The 18,116-nt window shown below is 65.3% G+C and carries 16 protein-coding genes; 3 read left to right on the forward strand and 13 right to left on the reverse strand.

Annotated elements, in window-relative coordinates:
* The first annotated feature begins 11 nt into the window (after positions 1-11).
* On the forward strand, positions 12-875 hold the full coding sequence (locus RS901_RS16955; protein WP_316149941.1) for a cytochrome c: 864 nt from the start codon (positions 12-14) through the stop codon (positions 873-875).
* Positions 876-900: 25 nt separating this feature from the next.
* Here the strand turns inward: RS901_RS16955 and RS901_RS16960 are convergent, their stop codons facing one another.
* The 6 genes from RS901_RS16960 to RS901_RS16985 form a co-directional block, all read right to left on the reverse strand.
* Positions 901-1,887 (reverse strand): tripartite tricarboxylate transporter substrate binding protein, encoded by a 987-nt coding sequence (locus RS901_RS16960; protein WP_316149942.1) that lies wholly within the window; start codon positions 1,885-1,887, stop codon positions 901-903.
* 53 nt (positions 1,888-1,940) lie between these two features.
* On the reverse strand, positions 1,941-3,227 hold the full coding sequence (gene eno, locus RS901_RS16965) for a phosphopyruvate hydratase (protein ID WP_316149943.1): 1,287 nt from the start codon (positions 3,225-3,227) through the stop codon (positions 1,941-1,943).
* Between the two features lie 10 nt (positions 3,228-3,237).
* Positions 3,238-4,656, reverse strand: coding sequence for a pyruvate kinase (gene pyk / locus RS901_RS16970; protein WP_316149944.1), 1,419 nt, complete (start codon positions 4,654-4,656; stop codon positions 3,238-3,240).
* Positions 4,653-5,903, reverse strand: a complete 1,251-nt coding sequence (locus tag RS901_RS16975; protein ID WP_316153561.1) for a glycerate kinase — start codon at positions 5,901-5,903, stop codon at positions 4,653-4,655. Before RS901_RS16975 ends, pyk begins: the two co-directional genes overlap by 4 nt.
* A gap of 51 nt (positions 5,904-5,954) precedes the next feature.
* Positions 5,955-7,310, reverse strand: coding sequence for a dicarboxylate/amino acid:cation symporter (locus RS901_RS16980; RefSeq protein WP_316149945.1), 1,356 nt, complete (start codon positions 7,308-7,310; stop codon positions 5,955-5,957).
* 149 nt (positions 7,311-7,459) lie between these two features.
* Complete coding sequence (locus RS901_RS16985; RefSeq protein ID WP_316149946.1) at positions 7,460-8,548, reverse strand: tartrate dehydrogenase; 1,089 nt, start codon at positions 8,546-8,548, stop codon at positions 7,460-7,462.
* 113 nt (positions 8,549-8,661) lie between these two features.
* Here RS901_RS16985 and RS901_RS16990 point away from each other — a divergent pair, with 113 nt between their 5' ends.
* Positions 8,662-9,585 (forward strand): LysR family transcriptional regulator, encoded by a 924-nt coding sequence (locus tag RS901_RS16990; RefSeq protein WP_114131015.1) that lies wholly within the window; start codon positions 8,662-8,664, stop codon positions 9,583-9,585.
* A gap of 47 nt (positions 9,586-9,632) precedes the next feature.
* Here RS901_RS16990 and RS901_RS16995 read toward each other — a convergent pair whose 3' ends face one another.
* Together RS901_RS16995 and RS901_RS17000 are read right to left on the reverse strand one after the other, a co-directional pair.
* Positions 9,633-10,298, reverse strand: a complete 666-nt coding sequence (locus RS901_RS16995) for a response regulator transcription factor (RefSeq protein ID WP_316149947.1) — start codon at positions 10,296-10,298, stop codon at positions 9,633-9,635.
* Positions 10,279-11,949, reverse strand: coding sequence for an MASE1 domain-containing protein (locus RS901_RS17000; RefSeq protein ID WP_316149948.1), 1,671 nt, complete (start codon positions 11,947-11,949; stop codon positions 10,279-10,281). Before RS901_RS17000 ends, RS901_RS16995 begins: the two co-directional genes overlap by 20 nt.
* Positions 11,950-12,385: 436 nt before the next feature.
* Here RS901_RS17000 and RS901_RS38865 point away from each other — a divergent pair, with 436 nt between their 5' ends.
* The gene (locus RS901_RS38865; protein ID WP_410054181.1) at positions 12,386-12,604 is read left to right on the forward strand and encodes a hypothetical protein; all 219 of its coding nucleotides are present in this window, start codon (positions 12,386-12,388) and stop codon (positions 12,602-12,604) included.
* Between the two features lie 264 nt (positions 12,605-12,868).
* Here RS901_RS38865 and RS901_RS17005 read toward each other — a convergent pair whose 3' ends face one another.
* The 5 genes from RS901_RS17005 to RS901_RS17025 all read right to left on the reverse strand — a co-directional run bounded on the left by RS901_RS17005 (position 12,869) and on the right by RS901_RS17025 (position 18,115).
* Entirely contained in the window at positions 12,869-13,984 is a 1,116-nt protein-coding gene (locus tag RS901_RS17005) for a CaiB/BaiF CoA-transferase family protein (RefSeq protein ID WP_316149949.1), read from the reverse strand.
* A gap of 129 nt (positions 13,985-14,113) precedes the next feature.
* Positions 14,114-15,106 carry a tripartite tricarboxylate transporter substrate binding protein gene (locus RS901_RS17010; RefSeq protein ID WP_316149950.1) on the reverse strand — a complete coding sequence of 331 codons (993 nt, stop codon included), beginning with the start codon at positions 15,104-15,106 and terminating at the stop codon, positions 14,114-14,116.
* Positions 15,107-15,131: 25 nt separating this feature from the next.
* The gene (locus tag RS901_RS17015; protein ID WP_316149951.1) at positions 15,132-15,542 is read right to left on the reverse strand and encodes a Zn-ribbon domain-containing OB-fold protein; all 411 of its coding nucleotides are present in this window, start codon (positions 15,540-15,542) and stop codon (positions 15,132-15,134) included.
* Positions 15,543-15,545: 3 nt separating this feature from the next.
* A complete protein-coding gene (locus tag RS901_RS17020; protein WP_316149954.1) occupies positions 15,546-16,841 on the reverse strand; it encodes an acetyl-CoA acetyltransferase in 1,296 nt (431 codons plus the stop codon).
* 254 nt (positions 16,842-17,095) lie between these two features.
* On the reverse strand, positions 17,096-18,115 hold the full coding sequence (locus tag RS901_RS17025; RefSeq protein ID WP_410054125.1) for a hypothetical protein: 1,020 nt from the start codon (positions 18,113-18,115) through the stop codon (positions 17,096-17,098).
* Position 18,116: the final 1 nt, after the last annotated feature.

Below are 18,116 nucleotides of genomic sequence, written 5' to 3' on the forward strand. Positions count from 1 at the left end.
GAGAATGACGCATGAGTAGCTGGCTGGCAAAGGCCGTTGGCGCGCTGGGCTGCGCCCTGGCGTTCCTGGCAGGTCCGGCGTGCGCCGCGGACCCGGCGACCCTGACCATTTCGGCAGGCACGCAGCAGCGCAGCTGGACCCGCGACGAACTGCTGCGCGATCCGCGCCTGGCCGAGGTGACGGTGGATGACGACAACCTGAAGCGCCGCCTCACATTCAAGGCCATCCCTCTGACGGCCCTGCTGCGGGGCATGCCGGTGAACGACAGCGCCAGTGCCACGACCGCGGCCAGCGATGGCTATGTTGCCCACTTGCCGATGCGACTGTTGCTGGCCGAGCGCGCCGACGGGCCACGCGCGTGGCTGGCGGTCGAGAATCCTGCCGCGCCGTGGCCAACGCTAAAGGGCCAGGACATCGGCCCGTTCCGCCTGATCTGGACCGTGCCATCCGGCCGCACCGCCGCAGCGATCAACGAGAGTCACTGGACCTACAGCATCGTGCGCATCGACATCACCGCGTCGCCCGCCGAGCGCTATGCAGCCATCCGGCCCGCCGCTGGCCAGCCTGCCGATGGACCGGTCATGCGCGGCTTCGTGACCTTCCAGCGCGTCTGCTTCTCGTGCCACTCCCTCAACCGGGTCGGCGATGCCAACCTCGGCCCCGACCTGAACGTGCCATACAACCCGGTGGAGTACCTGGGCGACGACAAGCTCACCAGGCTGATCCGTGACCCGCAGTCATTGCGCTGGTGGCCGAACTCGCGCATGTCGGCCATCGACGAACAGACGCTATCCAACGCGGACCTGAAGGATCTGCTGGCGTACCTGCGCCATATGGCCGGGCGCAAGGCAGCCGCGCCTGGCGGCGGGTCCTGACTGCCTTGCCGGCGGACGCTGCCGACTACTCGATCGTCACCTTCCCGTCCTTCACCAGCTTGGCGAACTTGACCGTCTCGTCCTGGATCCGCCTGGCAAACTCCTGCGGGGTGCTCGCCATCGGCTCGGCCCCAACCGCCGCCATGCGCTGCTGGAAGTCCGGCGATTTCACGATCTTGACGATCTCGGCGTTCAGCCGCGTCACGATGGGCGCCGGCGTGGCGGCCGGCGCCAGCACGCCGAACCAGGTGCCGATATCAAAGCCCTTCAGCCCCGCCTCTTCCAGCGTCGGCACATCAGGCAGGACACTGGAGCGCCGCGCGGTGGTCACCGCAAGGGCGCGCAGCTTGCCCGACTTGATGTGCTGCAGCACCGGCGTCAGGGTATCGAACGACATCGTCACCTGTCCGCCGAGCAGATCGGTCGTCAGCGGGCCACTGCCCTTGTAAGGTACGTGCAGCAGCGGCGCACCCGTCGCGGCCTGGAACTGGGTGCCGATCAGGTGCTGCGCGGTGCCGTTGCCATTGGAGCCATAGGCAAACTCCGGCGATGCCTTCTTCGCCAGGGCCACCAGTTCACTGACGTTCTTCGCCGGCGTCTTCGCAGCATTGATGACCAGCACGTTGGGAACCATGGCGACCGTGGCGATGGGCGCCAGGTCCTTCTGGAAGCTGTAGGGCAGCTTTTTGTAGACGCTGCTGGCAATCGTATGGTGGACCGCGCCCATCAGCAGGGTGTAGCCGTCTGGCTTGCCCTTGGCGACGTAGTCCGCGCCCACGGTGGCGCCGGCGCCGGGCCGGTTCTCGACGATCACGGGCTGGCCCAGGCTTTTCGACAACTGGTCGCCCAGCGCGCGGGCCAGCACGTCGGTAGTCCCGCCGGACGGGAACGGCACCACCAGGGTGATCGGCTTGGCCGGCCATTCCTGTGCCAGGCACGTGCCGCTGAGGATAAAGCCGGCTGCCAGCATGGCCACACCGGAAATACGACGTACGAGTTCAGTACCACGCATGATTTGTCTCCTGAATATTCTATGTTTCCCGCCAGCTTCGGCGGGCTGACGCTCTAATTCACCTGCGAAATTGCCTGCCTCCCCGCAAAGGTCGCCGCGCACCCCAGCTCGGCCTCGATAAACAGCAGCCGGTTGTACTTGGCCACGCGGTCGGAGCGGCTCAGCGAGCCGGTCTTGATCTGCGTGGCCGCGGTGCATACGCTCAGGTCGGCGATGGTGGTGTCTTCCGTCTCGCCGGAGCGGTGCGACATCACCGATGCGTAGCCGGCCCGCTCCGCCACCGTGATGGCCTGCAGGGTCTCGGTCAGCGTGCCGATCTGGTTCGGCTTGATCAGAATGGCGTTGGCCACGCCTTGCGCGATGCCTTCCTCGAGGATCGCGGCATTGGTCACGAACAGGTCGTCGCCCACCAGCTGCACGCGCCCGCCCAGGCGCTCGGTCAGCAGGCGCCACCCTTGCCAGTCCTGCTCCGCCATGCCGTCCTCGATGGTGACGATGGGGTACTGGCGCACCCAGCTGTCCAGCAGGTCGACAAAGCCGTGCGCGTCATAGCTGCGGCCTTCCGACTGCAAGGCATAGCGGCCGCCGTCATAGAACTCGGAGCTGGCTACGTCCAGGCCCAGTGCAATGTCACGGCCGGGTCGGAAGCCGGCGGCTTCGATGGCCTGCATGATGACCTCAAGCGCTTGCTCGTTCGACGCCAGGTCCGGCGCGAATCCGCCTTCATCGCCCACCGCCGTGGCTAAGCCGCGCGCCTTCAGCACGCCCTTGAGCGTATGGAACACTTCCACGCCCCAGCGCAATGCCTCGGAGAAGCTTGGCGCGCCAACCGGCAGGATCATGAACTCCTGCATGTCGACGCTGTTGTCGGCATGCGCACCACCGTTGACGATATTCATCATCGGCAGCGGCAGGCGGGTCTCTGTCCTGCCGGCGCCAACCGACCGGTACAGCGGCACCCCGGCCGAAGCCGCCGCCGCCTTGGCGCTGGCCAGCGAAACGGCCAGCAGCGCGTTGGCGCCAAGGCGCGACTTCTCTGGCGTGCCATCGAGGCGGATCAGGCAGGCATCCACCTCGGCCTGGTCCGCGGCGTCCAGGCCGTTGAGCGCTCGCGCGATATCGACGTTGACGTGCTGCACCGCCTTCTGCACCCCCTTGCCGAAATAGCGTCGCTTGTCGCCGTCCCGCAGTTCCAGCGCTTCACGCGATCCCGTGGATGCACCGGACGGCGCGGCAGCGAAGCCCTCCGCGCCATCGGCCAGCACCACCTGGGCCGCCACCGTCGGGTTGCCCCGGGAATCGAGCAGCTCGTAGCCGCGGACTTCCCTGATTGCAGTCATGTGGATCCCCTTACTGGACCTGCGCGATACGCAGCAGGTTGGTGGTGCCGGCCACGGTGAACGGCAGGCCGGCCGAGATGACGATCTGCTGCCCGGCCACGCCGAACTGCTCCTTCAGCACGGTGCGGCTGGCCAGCTCGGTCATCTCCAGCACATCGACCACTTCATGACAGAGCACCGCATGCACGCCCCAGGCCAGCGCCAGCCGGCGCGCGGTGGCCACGCGCGGCGTCATGCCCAGGATCGGCACTTCGGGCCGTTCGCGCGCCATGCGCAGCGCGGAGTAGCCTGAGCTGGTGTAGGTGACCGCGGCAGGCACGCGCAGCAGGTTCGCCACGTGCCGGACGGCATAGCCAATGGCGTCGGCGGCTTCCGCGCGCGGCTCCGAATGCGAGGCCTGGATGGCTTCGTGGTAGTACGGATCCGCTTCGGTGCGCGTGATGATGCTGTCCATCATCTGCACAGCTTCGACCGGATAGCTGCCCGAGGCCGATTCGGCGGACAGCATCACGGCGTCGGCGCCGTCGTAGATGGCGGTCGCCACATCGGAGGCCTCCGCGCGCGTCGGCACCGGCGCGCTGACCATCGACTCCAGCATCTGGGTGGCAACGATCACCGGCTTGCCGGCATTGCGGCAGGCGCGCACGATGCGCTTCTGCAGCGACGGCACCTGTTCCGCCGGCATTTCAACGCCCAGGTCGCCGCGTGCGACCATGACCGCATCCGACGCCGCCACGATCGCTTCCAGGCTCTGGATGGCTGCGGGCTTCTCCAGCTTGGCGATAATGCCGGCGCGGCCGTCCACGATCTGCCTGATCTCTTCGATATCCTCGGCGCGCTGCACGAACGACAGCGCAATCCAGTCCACGCCCAGCGACAGGCCAAAGTCCAGGTCGCACCGGTCCTTCCCGGTCATCGCCGACAGGGGCAGCACCACGCCCGGCACGTTGACGCCCTTGCGGTCGGACAGCGTGCCGCCGTTGATCACGGTGGTTTCGGCGTACTCCGGCCCGCACCGCTCCACGCGCAGGCGCACGCGCCCATCGTCGACCAGCAGTTCCGCGCCCGGCTGCAGCGCGGCGAAGATCTCCGGATGCGGCAGGCTGACCCGCTCCACCGAGCCCGGCACGCTGGCATCCAGGTCCAGCCGGAATGCCGCCTGTGCGGCCAGTTTCACCCGACCATCGGCAAAGGTGCCGATGCGCAGCTTGGGTCCTTGCAGGTCCAGCAGCACGCCGATGGGGCGGCCGCGCTCCTGCTCGATGGCGCGGATGCTGTGCAGCCGCTGCTGGTGGTCGGCATGGGTGCCGTGGCTGAAGTTGAGCCGGAACACATCGGCACCGGCTTCAAACAGGCGCTCGATGGTGGCCGGGTCTGTACTGGCGGGACCGAGCGTGGCCACGATCTTGGCGTTGCGAAGGCGTCTCATGCGGATGCTCCAGATGCGCGCGTCAGCAAGATCGCGCGAAAGTCGTTGACATTGGTCAGCGTGGGACCGGTAACTACGGCATCCCCCAGCGCCTCGAAAAATCCATGGCCATCGTTGGCCGCCAGCGCATCCTGCGGGCACAGGCCGGCGCGCCAGGCACGTTCCAGCGTGTCGGGGCCGATCACGGCACCGGCTATTTCTTCCTGGCCGTCGACGCCGTCGGTGTCGCCCGCGATCGCATGGATGCCGGGCTCGCCGCGCAGCGTCAGCGCCAACGACAGCAGGAACTCCACGTTCCTGCCGCCCCTGCCCGCGCCCCGCACAGTGACCGTGGTCTCGCCGCCTGACAGCAGCACGCACGGCGTGGCAAACGGCTGGCCATGCCTGGCGGCTTCCAGCGCGATGCCGCCCAGGACCTTGCCGACATCGCGGGCTTCGCCTTCGATGGCGTCGCCCAGCATGTGCACGGCATAGCCGGCCTCGCGGCCCACCTGCGCAGCCGCTTCCAGCGCCAGCCGGGGCGTGGCAATGAACTCGGTGCGGATGCGCGGCAAGCGCGGGTCGCCGGGCTTGAGCGTCTCTGCTGCGTCGGACGCCAGCACTGCCATCACGTTGGGCGGCAGGTCGATCGCATACCGTTTGACGATGGCCAGTGCATCGGCGCGCGTGGTCGGGTCAGGCACGGTCGGACCCGAGGCGATATCGATCGGGTCATCGCCCGGCACATCGGAAATCAGCAGGTTCAGCACCCGCGCCGGATAGCAGGCCGCGGCCAGCCGGCCGCCCTTGATGGCGGACAGGTGCCGGCGCACGCAATTCATCTCCGAAATCGTGGCGCCGGACTTGAGCAGCGCGCGATTGACGCGTTGCTTGTCGTCAAGCGTGATGCCGGCAAGCGGCAGTGGCAGCAGCGACGACCCGCCGCCCGAGACCAGGCAGATCACCAGGTCGTCCTCGCCCAGGCCCGCCACCAGCTCCAGCATGCGCTGCGAAGCGGCCAGCCCGGCATCGTCCGGCACGGGGTGCGCGGCCTCCACGATCTCGATGCGCGAACACGGCACCGCATAGCCGTAGCGGGTGACGACCAGGCCTTCAAGCGGCCCGGGCCATGCCGCCTCCAGCGCGTTCGCCATGGCCGCCGACGCTTTGCCGGCACCAATGACGATGGTGCGTCCGCGCGGCGGCGGCGGCAGGTGCCGCGCCAGGGTCCTGGCAGGCTGCGCGGCGGCGACCGCCGCTTCGAACATGCGCTGCAGCAGCACGGTGGGCTCGGAATATGGCTTGGTCACGTCGGCCCCTTAGTGCATCAGATTGGCGTGGGCATCCGCCGTGGCGGCGATGCGCGCGCGTACCGGGGTTTTGCCCTGGCTCGGCGGCACCGCATCGGCTTCGTCTTCGAGCTTGCCGTCCAGTGCATCGGCCAGTTGCCGGCGGTCCACCGCCCCAACCCATCGTGCAATGGCCAGCGTGCCCACGGCATTGCCGATCGTGTTGGTGATGGCGCGCGCCTCGGACATGAAGCGGTCGACACCGAGCAGCAGCACCATGCCGGCAACCGGGATCTTGCCCAGCGACGCCAGCGTTGCCGCCAGCGTGATAAAGCCGGAGCCGGTTACGCCCGCCGATCCCTTGGAGGTCAGCAGCAGCACGCCAAGCACCACCAGCTGGTCCGTCATGGTCAGCGGCGTATTGGTCGCCTGGGCCACGAAGATCGCAGCCATGGTGTAGTAGATGCACTGCCCGTCCGGGTTGAAGGTCAGGCCGGAAGGCACCACCAGCCCCACCACTGGCTTGCTGACGCCGGCGTTCTCCAGCTTGCGCATCAGCTGCGGCACCACCGACTCCGACGAGCTGGTGCCGAGCACGGTGAACAGCTCATCGCGGATGTACTTCAGGAACTTCCACAGGCTGAATCCGGACAGCCGGGCCACGCCCCCCAGCACGATCACCACGAACAGGAAGCAGGTGATGTACATCGTGCCCATCAGCTTGCCCAGCGAGACCACCGAGCCCAGGCCGTATTTGCCCACGGTAAAGGCCATCGCGCCGAACGCCGCGATCGGCGCCAGCCGCATGATCATCCCCACGACAGTGAAGATGCCGTGCGTAAAGGAGTCCAGGAAATCCACCACCGGCTTGGCGCGCGCCCCGATATGCGACAACGCAATGCCGAACAACGTGGCAAAGACCAGGATCTGCAGGATGTCGTTCTTGGCCAGCGCGTCGACGATGCTGGTCGGCACCAGGTTCATCATGAAGTCGATGAACGTGTGCGGTTTCTCCGCGGCATGCGTGTAGCTGGCGATGGCCTTGGTGTCCAGGTGCGCCGGATCGATATTCATGCCATGGCCTGGCTGGACCACGTTGACGACGAGCAGGCCCAGGGCCAGCGCAAACGTCGACAACACCTCAAAGTAGATCAGGGCCCGCACGCCGACGCGGCCGAGCTCCTTCATGTTCTCCATGCGCGCGATGCCGAGCACCACCGTCGCAAAGATGATGGGCGCGAACACCATCTTGATCAGCTTGATGAACACGTCGCCAAGCGGCTTCAGGTCACTCGCGGTATCGGGCGCCCACACGCCCAGGGCAACGCCGGCGCCAACGCCTAGCAATACCTGGACATAGAGCTTGCCAAGCAGCCTATGAATCATTGCTGTCTCCTGCTGTGTCTTTAAGGCAAAGCGCTCCCGGCGCAGCTCTCAGCGGCTGCTCTTCATGCCCGGAAGGCTGTACGGGCCGTGCAGGCCCGCAGGATGCGCCCCGGCCGTGGCCGGGACGCGCGGCTGGCGTGGCCTGGCGCTCAGGCCGCCTTCGCCTGCTTGCCGGCGGCGAGGAGGTCGCACACGGCTTTGGTCACTTGAGCGGTGGTCGCCTTGCCGCCCAGGTCGCCGGTATGCAGCGCCGGGTTGGCGGTCACGGCTTCGACGGCCTGCATCACGCGCTGCGCCGCCTCGTTCTCGCCGAGGTGTTCCAGCAGCATGACCACCGACCAGAAGGTGCCGACCGGGTTGGCCAGGCCCTTGCCCATGATGTCGAAGGCCGAGCCGTGGATCGGCTCGAACATCGACGGATACCGGCGCTCCGGATCGATATTGCCGGTCGGAGCAATGCCCAGGCTGCCGGCAAGTGCCGCTGCCAGGTCGCTCAGGATGTCGGCATGCAGGTTGGTGGCGACGATGGTGTCCAGCGAGGCCGGACGGTTCACCATGCGCGCGGTGGCGGCATCGACCAGTTCCTTGTCCCAGGTGACGTCCGGGAATTCCTTGGCCACCTGCACGGCCACCTCGTCCCACATCACCATGGCGTGGCGCTGCGCGTTGGACTTGGTGATCACGGTCAGTTGCTTGCGGGGGCGCGACTGCGCCAGCTTGAAGGCAAAGCGCAGGATGCGTTCCACGCCAACGCGGGTCATCATGCTCACGTCGGTGGCCGCTTCGATCGGGTGGCCCTGGTGCACGCGGCCGCCCACGCCCGAATACTCGCCTTCGGAGTTTTCGCGCACGATCACCCAGTTCAGGTCCTCCGCGGCACAGCGCTTGAGCGGCGCGTCAATGCCGGGCAGGATGCGCGTCGGGCGCACGTTGGCGTACTGGTCGAAACCCTGGCAGATCTTCAGGCGCAGGCCCCACAGGGTGATGTGATCCGGGATATGCGGGTCGCCGGCCGAGCCGAACAGGATGGCGTCCTTGTCGCGCAGCGCGTCCAGGCCGTCGGCGGGCATCATCACGCCGTGCTGGCGATAGTAGTCGCCGCCCCAGTCGAAGTCTTCGAATTCAAAGCGGAAGTCTGCGCCGGCAGACGCCAGGGCCTCCATCACTTCACGGCCGGCCGGCACCACCTCCTTGCCAATGCCATCGCCGGGGATCGTTGCAATGCGGTACGTCTTCATCTGTGTCTCCTGGTCTGAATCGCGTTGAGTGCGTGGAGCGGATTCTGGGCCGTGGACAAGGTATTGGATCGCTTGTAGAGTTAAACCATTCTTAACCTGAAATTAAAGATGGAATGGCGTCATCGTCCGGTATTCAGCCTTCCGAGCTGGGCTTTTTCACCTCTGTCGCCACCGCAGGCAGCCTGAGCGCGGCCGCACGCGACCTCGGAATCACAACGGCTGCGGTCAGCAAGCGGCTGGCGCAGATGGAGGCGCGCATCGGCATGCCGCTGGTGACGCGCACCACGCGGCGCATGAGCCTGACGCCCGAGGGCGAGGTCTATCTGGAGCACGCCCGGCGCATCCTCAGCGACATCGACGACCTGGACCAGATCCTGACCCGCTCAAAGGGCCGGCCGAGCGGCCTGCTGCGGGTCAATGCCACACTGGGGTTCGGGCGCATGCATGTGGCGCCGGTGATTTCCGAGTATGTCGCCACCTACCCTGAGGTCGATGTCCAGCTCCAGCTGTCCGCCGACCCGCCGCCGCTGACCGAAGATGCCTTCGATGTCTGCGTCCGCTTCGGCCAGCCGCCCGACGCCCGCATCGTGGCCAGGAAGCTGGCGCCGAACCGGCGCCTGCTGTGCGCCTCGCCCAAGTACCTGCGCAGCCACGGCACCCCGCACACGCCCTCCGACTTGCGCCAACACAACTGCATCGGGATCCGCCAAGGCAGCGACGCCTATGGCGTGTGGCGCCTGACCGCCGGCAAAGGGGCAAAGGCGCGGACCGAATCGGTCCATGTGCGCGGCAACCTCACCACCAATGACGGCGAGATCGCGGTCAACTGGGCGCTGGAAGGCCACGGCATCCTGATGCGCGCCGAGTGGGATATCGAGCGGTTCCTGCGCAGTGGCCGCCTGGTGCAGGTACTGCCGCAATACGCGACGCCGGAGGCGGACATCTATGCCGTCTACCAGCAGCGGCACCAGCTGTCGTCCAGGATCCGGCTGTTCGTGGAGTTCCTGGCGGCCAAGTTCAGTGAGTTTGGGAAGTAGCGGCGGCAAGCAGTCGGGCGTTCACGCAGGCGAAAGAAACGCAACGCCTATTGGCTCTCGATCCACTGAATTGCGAAGCGCATCAGCTCCTTGCCGTTAGGAATGTCCAGCTTTTCCTTGATGTTGGCCTGATGTGCCTCGATGGTCTTGACGCTGCGATTCAGTTTCTCGGCGATCTGGCGGGTACTGAAGCCGAGTCCGATCAGGTGCAGGACTTCGAACTCCCGTTCCGACAGGCTCGCGATCGAGCCCGCCGGGATTCTTTGAGGTGCCGTCAGGGCCCGCGCCAGCTTTTCATGCATGGCGGCACTCAGGTAGACATTGCCTGCCAGCACCTCGCGGATGGCATTCACAATATGCTCCGTGGCCTCGAGCTTCATCAGATACCCGTTGGCACCTGCCCGCAGTGCGCGTTCGGCAAACAGTGTTTCGTCATGCATGCTGAGGACAAGGATTGCCAGCTTTGGATAGTGTTGCCGGAGCGTCTTGACAAGATCCAGGCCGGAGTTCGAGTGCAGACTGAGATCCACAATGGCCATGTCAGGCTGGCAGGTCATCAACGCCAGCGCATCTTCGGCACTGCCGGTCGCACAGCAGACGCGCAGGTCCTCATGCAGATTCAGCATCTGGCTTAACCCCTCCCGGATGATGGGGTGGTCATCCACGATCAGGATCCGGGTTGCTCGGCCCGGGCTAGATGGCTTCTGTTGCATGGCCCGGACTCTCGGGTATCGGATAACTGATGGCAACCGTGGTGCCACCCAGAGCATTGCGGGTGATCGTACAGGAGCCGCCCAGGAGGCTCGCCCGGTGACGCAGATTGTGAAGCCCCAGCCCCGAGGCACGCTCCATATTTTTTGGGTCGACCCCCACCCCGTCGTCACTGATGGAAAGCCGCTGCATCCCGCCTTCGCGCGCCAGGTCGATCCCGATGTGGTGTCCCCCGCTATATTTCAGCGCGTTATTCACGGCTTCCTGTGCCGCACGGTAAAGGTTGATCTGCATCGGCGGATCCAGCAAGTCCACGTCGGATCCGATGCGCAACGTGCAGTCTATGCCGTCCAGCGCGCAGGTCGTCTGCGCCAGGCCTTGCAGTGCCACCGCAAGGCCACCAGATTCCATGGCGACCGGGTCCAGGCCATGGGCAATCTTGCGAGTCATCAAGGACGCCTGCTTCACCAGTCCGACGATGGTAGCCGCGTCCGCGGCAGCCGGGTGGCCATGCTTCTGCAGTGTTTGATTCAAGGTGGAGCAGTAGAAGCCCAGGCTGGTGAGGTGCTGCCCGAGGCCGTCATGCAGTTCCCGGCCGATAAGCCTCTGCTGCTGATCGCCGATCCGGATCAGTTCCGCTTCCAGCAGACGACGACGCGCCATCTCCTGCTTCAGCTCATGGTTTGCTCGCTCCAGGTCCCGGGTTCGCTCTTGCACGCGCCGCTCCAGTTCGATGTGGGATGCCTGCATCAGGCTATGGACGCGCTTCTCCTGGGCATGCGCCGCCACCAGCAGCAGCCCGGTTACTGCCACCACATTTGCGAAGGCGCACCATCTCACCAGGCTATCCACTGGAGACTCGGCGGCAAAGGGACCGGTGCCGTTCGTGGTGCCCCAGATGGCCACGATTGAGACCATCAGGGTTGCGAAGGTGGTACCCAGGTGATCGAAGCGCAGAGCCGCCCAGATAATGAACGGAAGAATCGCCAGGGCTGAAGGATAGTAGCCGTGCCCGGCAAGTTCGGGAGCGCCGAAGATGAGGTAACTCGCCCAGAGGATGGCAGCGGCCAGTCCGCACGCTTCCACGGCCTGCTTTGCGGAGTGCACAGGGCTGGAACTCGCAATCAAGCTGAGCAGGGGCGGCGCCACCACCAGCACCCCCATCATGTCACCGAGCCACCATTCCAGGACTGCCTTGCCGTACTCGGAAGCCGACACCCGGCCTGCGCCAAGGAGGGCGGTCGCGCCAATCATGGCACTCACTGCCGTGCTGGCCGCCGCAGCCAGGATGATGAAGGCCAACACGTCCCTGATGCGGTCGAGGGTGATCTGGAATCGGGCCACGCGTGTCAACAATAATGTGGCCGTCAAGGCCGCAGCCGTCGCGCCGACGCCAATCAGCGCGGCCATTGGCAGTGGCACGCCGACCGACATATTGGCAAGAAAGGAGCCAATGGCAATTCCGGGGGCAGCCGCGAAGCCCATGACAAGGAGCGCAACCAGGGCCACGCCGCTGGAAGGCCACACCAGAGACACTGCACCGCCCACTACCGCATAAGCCAGTCCCAGCTTTGCACTTGCGTAATACGCCAAAGCGACAAATCCGGTATGAACGAAAAGTCTGAGCCTTAAGTTGCGCGGGATAATAAACATTGTTCGCTTCAAACCCTCGGGAACAGACACTGTCACATCCAGTCATTTCTATCGTTAAACGGAATGACGACACTCTTGCGAAAGTGAATGTTCCATGCACCTGCGGCAAATCACGAGCCTGCACCGAATCGATGCCAGGCGAAGTGCTGCAAAACCATGGTGCCGCAACACTACTATGAATCTACTTCAGAACTCCCCCGCGCGGTAAGCGTTGCCGGACGGATTCGATCGCCACCGTGCAGTAATGCAGGGTGAGTCTGCCCTGCCCACCGGCTAGGGCAATCCCCTAGCCTCTTTTCGGAAAAAAGCCTTATTCATATGCTTGCTGTCAGGGCCTACATTTCATTGCACTTGTGCGAAGTTGCGACCTGCAAGCTGAAGCGAAAGAAGAATCGTTTCGGTGTTTTTGCAACGACCTGAAATGGAGGTAAGAAAAATGGTAAAGACAATCATATTGCTCGCTGCGGCGAGTGCGGCGCTTAGTGCCGGAGTTGCCTATGCCGGCATCGGGGCGCGGGATGTCTACACTGACGGCGCCAGCACGATGGGGCCGCGAGACCCATATACCGATGGGGGGAAGACCACAAAGTTTGACGTCTATTCAGATGGGGCGAAAGTCACGGATAGACGCGACTCGTTCACCGATGGCTCGTGAATCATCAACCGCGATCGACTCGTTGGCGACAGCATGTAAGGAACTACAGAAAAAGGTCCCCTGAAAGAAATACGTGGCCGGCTCTCAGCCTCCTCGGCCACAAACCAGCAGCTCCCCCGAGTCACAGCCTCGGGGGATTTTATTTGCAGGGAGCGCAGCGTCATTGCCGACGGGGCTGAGCAGCCGACAGCAAAAAAAAATCCGACCGATGGCCGGAGCTCAATCGCTGCGGCGGGATCCGACCCTCGCCGCGCGCATCAACCCTCAGTCAGTTGTCCAGAATGCGCCGGGCTGGCCGGATTTCAGTATGGCCATAATCTCGCCAGTGTGCTGGCCGCGCCGTGGAATCGCGCCCGCCGCCATGGCCTTGCCATCAAAACGCGGCGCGGGCGCAGCCTGCAGATGGCCCTCCGCTTCGAAGTAGACGCCCCGCGCGACAAGGTGCGGATGCCCGGCGGCTTCTTCGGGGCTCAGCACCGGGCCGAAACACACGTCAGTGTTTTCCAGCAGTGCGCACCATTGCGCGCGAGTCCTGGTGGCAAAGAGTTCTTCAAAGTGCTGATGCAGCTCCGGCCAACGCTCGCGGTCCCATTGCCGGGCGAAACGCGGATCCTCGGTCAGACCCAGCTTTTCCAGCAGCAGCGCGTAGAACTGCGGCTCGATCGAGCCGAGCGTGACAAACTTCCCGTCCGCGCAACGGTAGGTCGAATAGAAATGAGAGGCATCGTGGATGTTGTTGCCGCGCTCGCCGGTGATGAAGCCCTTGCGGCGCGTGGACAGCAACAGCTGCAGCATATTGGCCGAGCCATCCACGATGGATGCATCCACCACGGTTCCCTTTCCGGTGGCGCGGGCGCTGAGGATGCCTGACAGCAGCCCCACCGCCAGGTAAAGCGCGCCACCGCCAACGTCGCCCACCACGGTAATGGCCGACGATGGCGGCTCTGCCGGCGTGCCGTGGTAATACAGCGCTCCGGAAAGCGAGATGTAGTTGTTGTCATGCCCCGCGGCCTGCGCCATCGGGCCGCTCTGCCCCCACCCTGTCATGCGCCCGTAGACCAGGCGGGGATTGCGTTGCAGGCAGACATCCGGGCCCAGCCCCAGGCGCTCCATGACGCCGGGGCGCATGCCTTCGATCAGCGCGTCGGCATCCTGGATCAATGACAGCACCAGCTCACGCCCTTCGGCCGTTTTCAGGTCGGCAACCACAGAGCGCTTGCCCCGGTTCAGCACGTAGCCTTCCGTGGACGGCGCTGCCCCGTTGGCCGGTGCCGCGCGTTCCACCGCGATCACATCGGCGCCGAGATCGGCGAGGTGCATGGCGCAGAACGGGCCTGGACCGATTCCGCAAATCTCGACAACTTTTACACCGGAAAGCATGAACGATCCCCCTGATTCAGCATGAAAGTCTTCCGTACAGTACGTTGGAGCTTCGGAGGCTATCAGCCGTCCGGCCAGGCCCGGCCTCCCCGAAACAGGGAGGGGGGCAGCCCCGGCTGGCGACACCGATCAGTCAAGCGTGATGCGCGCGTTGGCCGCGATCCGTCCCCAGATCTCGGCATCGCGCCGCATCAGCTTCAGGAATGCATCTGGTCCCAGCGTTCCCGGTTCCAGCCCTTGCTCACGAATCGCCGTTTGCATGACCGGCTTGGCCAGGATTGCCAGCACCGCCGCGGAAAGCTTGTCCTTCACCGCCTTCGGCGTGGCCGCCGGCACGAACAGGCCATACCAGCCGTTTGGCTCGAAATCGCGGTAGCCCAGTTCGGTAAAGGTCGGCACCTCCGGCAGCAGCGCCAGCCGGCGCTCGCCCGTGACGGCCAGTACCTTGATCTTCGGGGAGCTGAGCGCGGCCTTGCCGCTGGCCACATCCACAAACCCGGAACTCACCTGCCCACCCAGCAAGTCCTGGATCAGTGGCGTGCCGCCCTTGTAGGCCACGTGGGTCAGGTCGACGTCCCCCTGCATCCGCAGCAACTCCCCATGCATGTGGGAGGAAGTGCCGTTGCCGTAGGAGCCGTAGCTGATCTTGCCAGGCGTGGCCCTGGCCGCGGACAACAGCTCACTCACGCTGCCAGCGCGAGTGGATACCGGTGCGGCGAATACGTCCGAGGAGAGCGCCAGGCGTGCCAGCGGTGCGAAGTCACGGAAGGTGTCATAGGGCAGTGACTTGTAGACGCCTTGCAGCTGCACCAGCGGCGTGGCGCCCAACAGCAGCGTATAGCCGTCCGGCGCAGTCTTCGCGACCGCCCCTGTGCCAATGGTGCCGCTGGCGCCGGGCTTGTTCTCGACCACCACCGGCTGGCCCCACATCGCCGTCAGCTCGCGGCCGAGCAAGCGGGCCACGGTGTCGGATCCGCCTCCGGCCGGGAATGGCACGACCAGCCGGATGGGCTTTTGCGGATAGGCAGAATCGTCCGCGGCGTGCGACAAGTCCGGCAGTGCGGCGATGCACGCCAGCGCGGCCAGGGCAGCACGCCGCCGCGGCGAAGTGATGATGGGCATAGGCTCTCCCTGGGGCAGGATTGGGTCAGTCGATCATCTCGAACTGCGGCAGGCTCACGTCGTCACTCGCCTTCTCGAACACCACTCGCACGCGCTTGCCGATAGCGATGGCCTCGGGCGACGCGTTGAGGATGTTCGCCATCATGCGCACCCCTTCGTCAAGTTCAACGATGGCAACGGCGTACGGCAGCCGCGCCTTCATGAAGGCATGGAGTGCGCGATGGTTGATCGTGAAGGTATAGATCGAACCAAAGCCGCAGACCTCGGTCCAGTCGACCTGGTCCGATTCGCACGCAAGGCACAGCGTGCGCGGATAGAACTGGCGGTGACCACAGGCGCGGCAGCCCTGCACCACCAGCCGGCCCTGCGCCGCCGCATGCCAGTAGCCTTCGGTGATCTCGGTGGGACGCGGCAGGGGACGTTGTGCTTCGCTCATGCTTCAGACTCCGAGGATCATGGTGGTGTTGCAGGAGAAGACCAGTCCGGGCGCATGGCACAGCGCCAGTTCTGCATCGGGCAATTGCCGCTCGCCGCACTCCCCGCGCAACTGGCGCACGGCCTCGATCAGCACGAACATGCCAAACATGCCAGGGTGGCCGTAGGAAAGGCCGCCGCCGGAGGTGTTGATGGGGAAGCGGCCGCCCGGGCCCAGGGCACCATCGGCGACGAAGGCGCCGCCCTCGCCTCGCTGGCAAAAGCCCAGCTCCTCCAGCGACTGGATGACACCAATGGTGAAGTGGTCATAGATCTGCACCACGTCGATGTCTTCGCGGGTGACACCGGCCACGCGGAACGCTTCGTCCGCGGTCTCGGCTACGCGCGTATCCAGCCAGTCGGCCGTGCTGAACGGGGTGTAGTGGTGCGAGAAGGTCTCGGCTGCGCCCATCACATAGACCGGCTTCGACTTCAGGTCTCGGGCACGATCGGCGGAGGTGATGACCAGTGCGCCACCGCCATCCGTGACAAGGCAGCAGTCACGCGTACGCAGCGGCGATGCGATCACGGGCGACGCCATGACCTCCTCGATGCTGGTTTCCTCGCGCCGGTACGCCTTCGGGTTCAGCTGCGCCCAGCGACGCGCCGCCACTGCCACCTCAGCGAGATCCCTGGACGTGGTGCCGTAGCGATGCATGTGCAACTGGGCAACCATTGCGTAGTAGCCGATCGGGCTGAGTTGGCCATAAGGTGCGATGAACTGGCCACGCGGCGAGTCCGGCGTATCCGCGGCGACGGCGCCACTCTTGCGCGAGCCGTCGGACAATTGCGTACTGCCATAGGTCACCAGCGCCACCGAACACATGCCGGCGGCAATGGCCGCAATCGCATGGCGGATGTGCATCAGGTTGGACATGCCACCGACGTTGCTGGAGTCGACGTACCTTGGCTGGATACCGAGGTATTCGGCCAGCTGCACGGTGGCAAACCGGTCATCGGTATGCGCGAAGACGGCATCCACATCGCGCAGCTGCGGCGGCGCGTAGTCAAGCAGCCATTGCAGCGCCTGCCAGATGCGGCCGTCCTCGATATGGTGGACGTCGTCAAGCATCAGGGCCAGGTCGCGCGGCTGGCTGGCAATCGCCTCGATCAGCGTCACCACCCAATGCTCTACCCGGGAAGCGTCGCTGCCGTCCCCGGTCAGATCGGCGGCTTTGGCCGCGATATCGGCGTCGACCAGCGCAATGCTGGCGAGCAGGCAGTCGAAGAAGCGCGCGGGTTCATTATCCTCCTCGGCCACCGGCGCGGGGGCACCAGCTTGGTACCGGCAATCGGCTCTGGATGATGCGAAGACATGTGTGGGTTGCGCCGGCCTGATCACCCCAGCAGCGCTTTGCATTGGGAACGAAGCATTATAGGGCTGCGGTCTGCGGGGGAGCCATCAGGAGGATTGCGGTGGCGTCGTCCGCATAGCCCACGCAGAGCGACTGCAGCGCAGGTGCGTTCCCTGGGGCCTGAAGGGTCCGGGCCTCCGCAAGAGAACCAGCCTCGCTTTCACAGCAGGCGCTCCGCCTCCTCGATCAGGGCGGTGGGCGACAGCATGTCGCCACGCGCGAAACGCACCAGTGCGACGGATCGCACCAGCGGCGGATCGCCCGGGACGTGGGCAGTGAGCAGGTCGATGTCGTATGCCGGCCCCGCGCTGTCCGCCGCGAGCAGCACGTTCATGGCACTAAGCCGCAAATGTCTTTGCTCGATGGAAAAGCAGGAGCGTGCGTCCGCCAGGACCTCGGCCAGGCATTCCAGCTGAAGGTCAAGCGCCCCGGTTTCGGGGCCGAGCTGCGCAAGTTCCTGCTCGTTCGCGGCAATCTGTTCGCTCAGGCCGGCCTGCTCGCCGGGACTTGCGTCGGCATCGCCGCCGAGCACCGAACGCATGCCGGTGCCTTGCTGCTGGAGCAGGCGCAGGCGCGCCACCAGCAGCGCCTGCTCGCGCGCGAGCACGTCGCGGCGCGACTTGCCGGCAGCGAAGCGTGCCAGACCCTCCATGCTGAACTGATCGAACATGCGCCGGACAATTTCCTCGCGCAGCGCTGTCTCGCTGCGAGCGATGATCCTGACCTTGTGATCGCCGAAACTGACGGTGGTTTGCGGCACTTCCGTGCGCATGACATTCCCTTCCAGCGCAACCCCGAGCGTGCGCCGCTCGGTCATCGCCATCCCCAGCACCGCAAACGCCTGCGGCGTGTCGGGCGACTGTTCGAAGAACGCTCGCAGTTCAGGAGAGCGGCTGAAGGCCAGCTGCACGTCACGCGGCGTGCCGAAGAAGGCGTGAATATAGGGATCATCACCCCATGCCTGCATGCTGGCCTCCCGCGGCGCGGGAAGACCCTGGGCGAGTTCGCGCACGTAGTCCTGCGCTTGCTCGAGCGCAGGCCGAAGCCGCTGCTGGTAGCGTGACACCAGCCGCAAGCGCGGATAGATCCGGGTCACGCGCTCGGTCAGCTCGGCAATCTCTTGCCTGTCGTGCGCGTGGACTTGCGCATTGCGCCGGCGCAACCACCCCAGAAAACCCATC

The sequence above is a fragment of the Cupriavidus sp. BIC8F genome (assembly GCF_032465815.1).
GTDB classification, from domain to species: domain Bacteria; phylum Pseudomonadota; class Gammaproteobacteria; order Burkholderiales; family Burkholderiaceae; genus Cupriavidus; species Cupriavidus necator.

Excerpts from the sequence above, each read along its gene's own strand:
- RS901_RS16955 (WP_316149941.1), top strand. The coding sequence starts at position 12 with ATGAGTAGCTGGCTGGCAAAGGCCGTTGGCGCGCTGGGCTGCGCCCTG.
- RS901_RS16960 (WP_316149942.1), bottom strand. The coding sequence starts at position 1,887 with ATGCGTGGTACTGAACTCGTACGTCGTATTTCCGGTGTGGCCATGCTG.
- eno (WP_316149943.1), bottom strand. The coding sequence starts at position 3,227 with ATGACTGCAATCAGGGAAGTCCGCGGCTACGAGCTGCTCGATTCCCGG.
- pyk (WP_316149944.1), bottom strand. The coding sequence starts at position 4,656 with ATGAGACGCCTTCGCAACGCCAAGATCGTGGCCACGCTCGGTCCCGCC.
- RS901_RS16975 (WP_316153561.1), bottom strand. The coding sequence starts at position 5,903 with ATGTTCGAAGCGGCGGTCGCCGCCGCGCAGCCTGCCAGGACCCTGGCG.
- RS901_RS16980 (WP_316149945.1), bottom strand. The coding sequence starts at position 7,310 with ATGATTCATAGGCTGCTTGGCAAGCTCTATGTCCAGGTATTGCTAGGC.
- RS901_RS16985 (WP_316149946.1), bottom strand. The coding sequence starts at position 8,548 with ATGAAGACGTACCGCATTGCAACGATCCCCGGCGATGGCATTGGCAAG.
- RS901_RS16990 (WP_114131015.1), top strand. The coding sequence starts at position 8,662 with ATGGCGTCATCGTCCGGTATTCAGCCTTCCGAGCTGGGCTTTTTCACC.
- RS901_RS16995 (WP_316149947.1), bottom strand. The coding sequence starts at position 10,298 with ATGCAACAGAAGCCATCTAGCCCGGGCCGAGCAACCCGGATCCTGATC.
- RS901_RS17000 (WP_316149948.1), bottom strand. The coding sequence starts at position 11,949 with ATGTTTATTATCCCGCGCAACTTAAGGCTCAGACTTTTCGTTCATACC.
- RS901_RS38865 (WP_410054181.1), top strand. The coding sequence starts at position 12,386 with ATGGTAAAGACAATCATATTGCTCGCTGCGGCGAGTGCGGCGCTTAGT.
- RS901_RS17005 (WP_316149949.1), bottom strand. The coding sequence starts at position 13,984 with ATGCTTTCCGGTGTAAAAGTTGTCGAGATTTGCGGAATCGGTCCAGGC.
- RS901_RS17010 (WP_316149950.1), bottom strand. The coding sequence starts at position 15,106 with ATGCCCATCATCACTTCGCCGCGGCGGCGTGCTGCCCTGGCCGCGCTG.
- RS901_RS17015 (WP_316149951.1), bottom strand. The coding sequence starts at position 15,542 with ATGAGCGAAGCACAACGTCCCCTGCCGCGTCCCACCGAGATCACCGAA.
- RS901_RS17025 (WP_410054125.1), bottom strand. The coding sequence starts at position 18,115 with ATGGGTTTTCTGGGGTGGTTGCGCCGGCGCAATGCGCAAGTCCACGCG.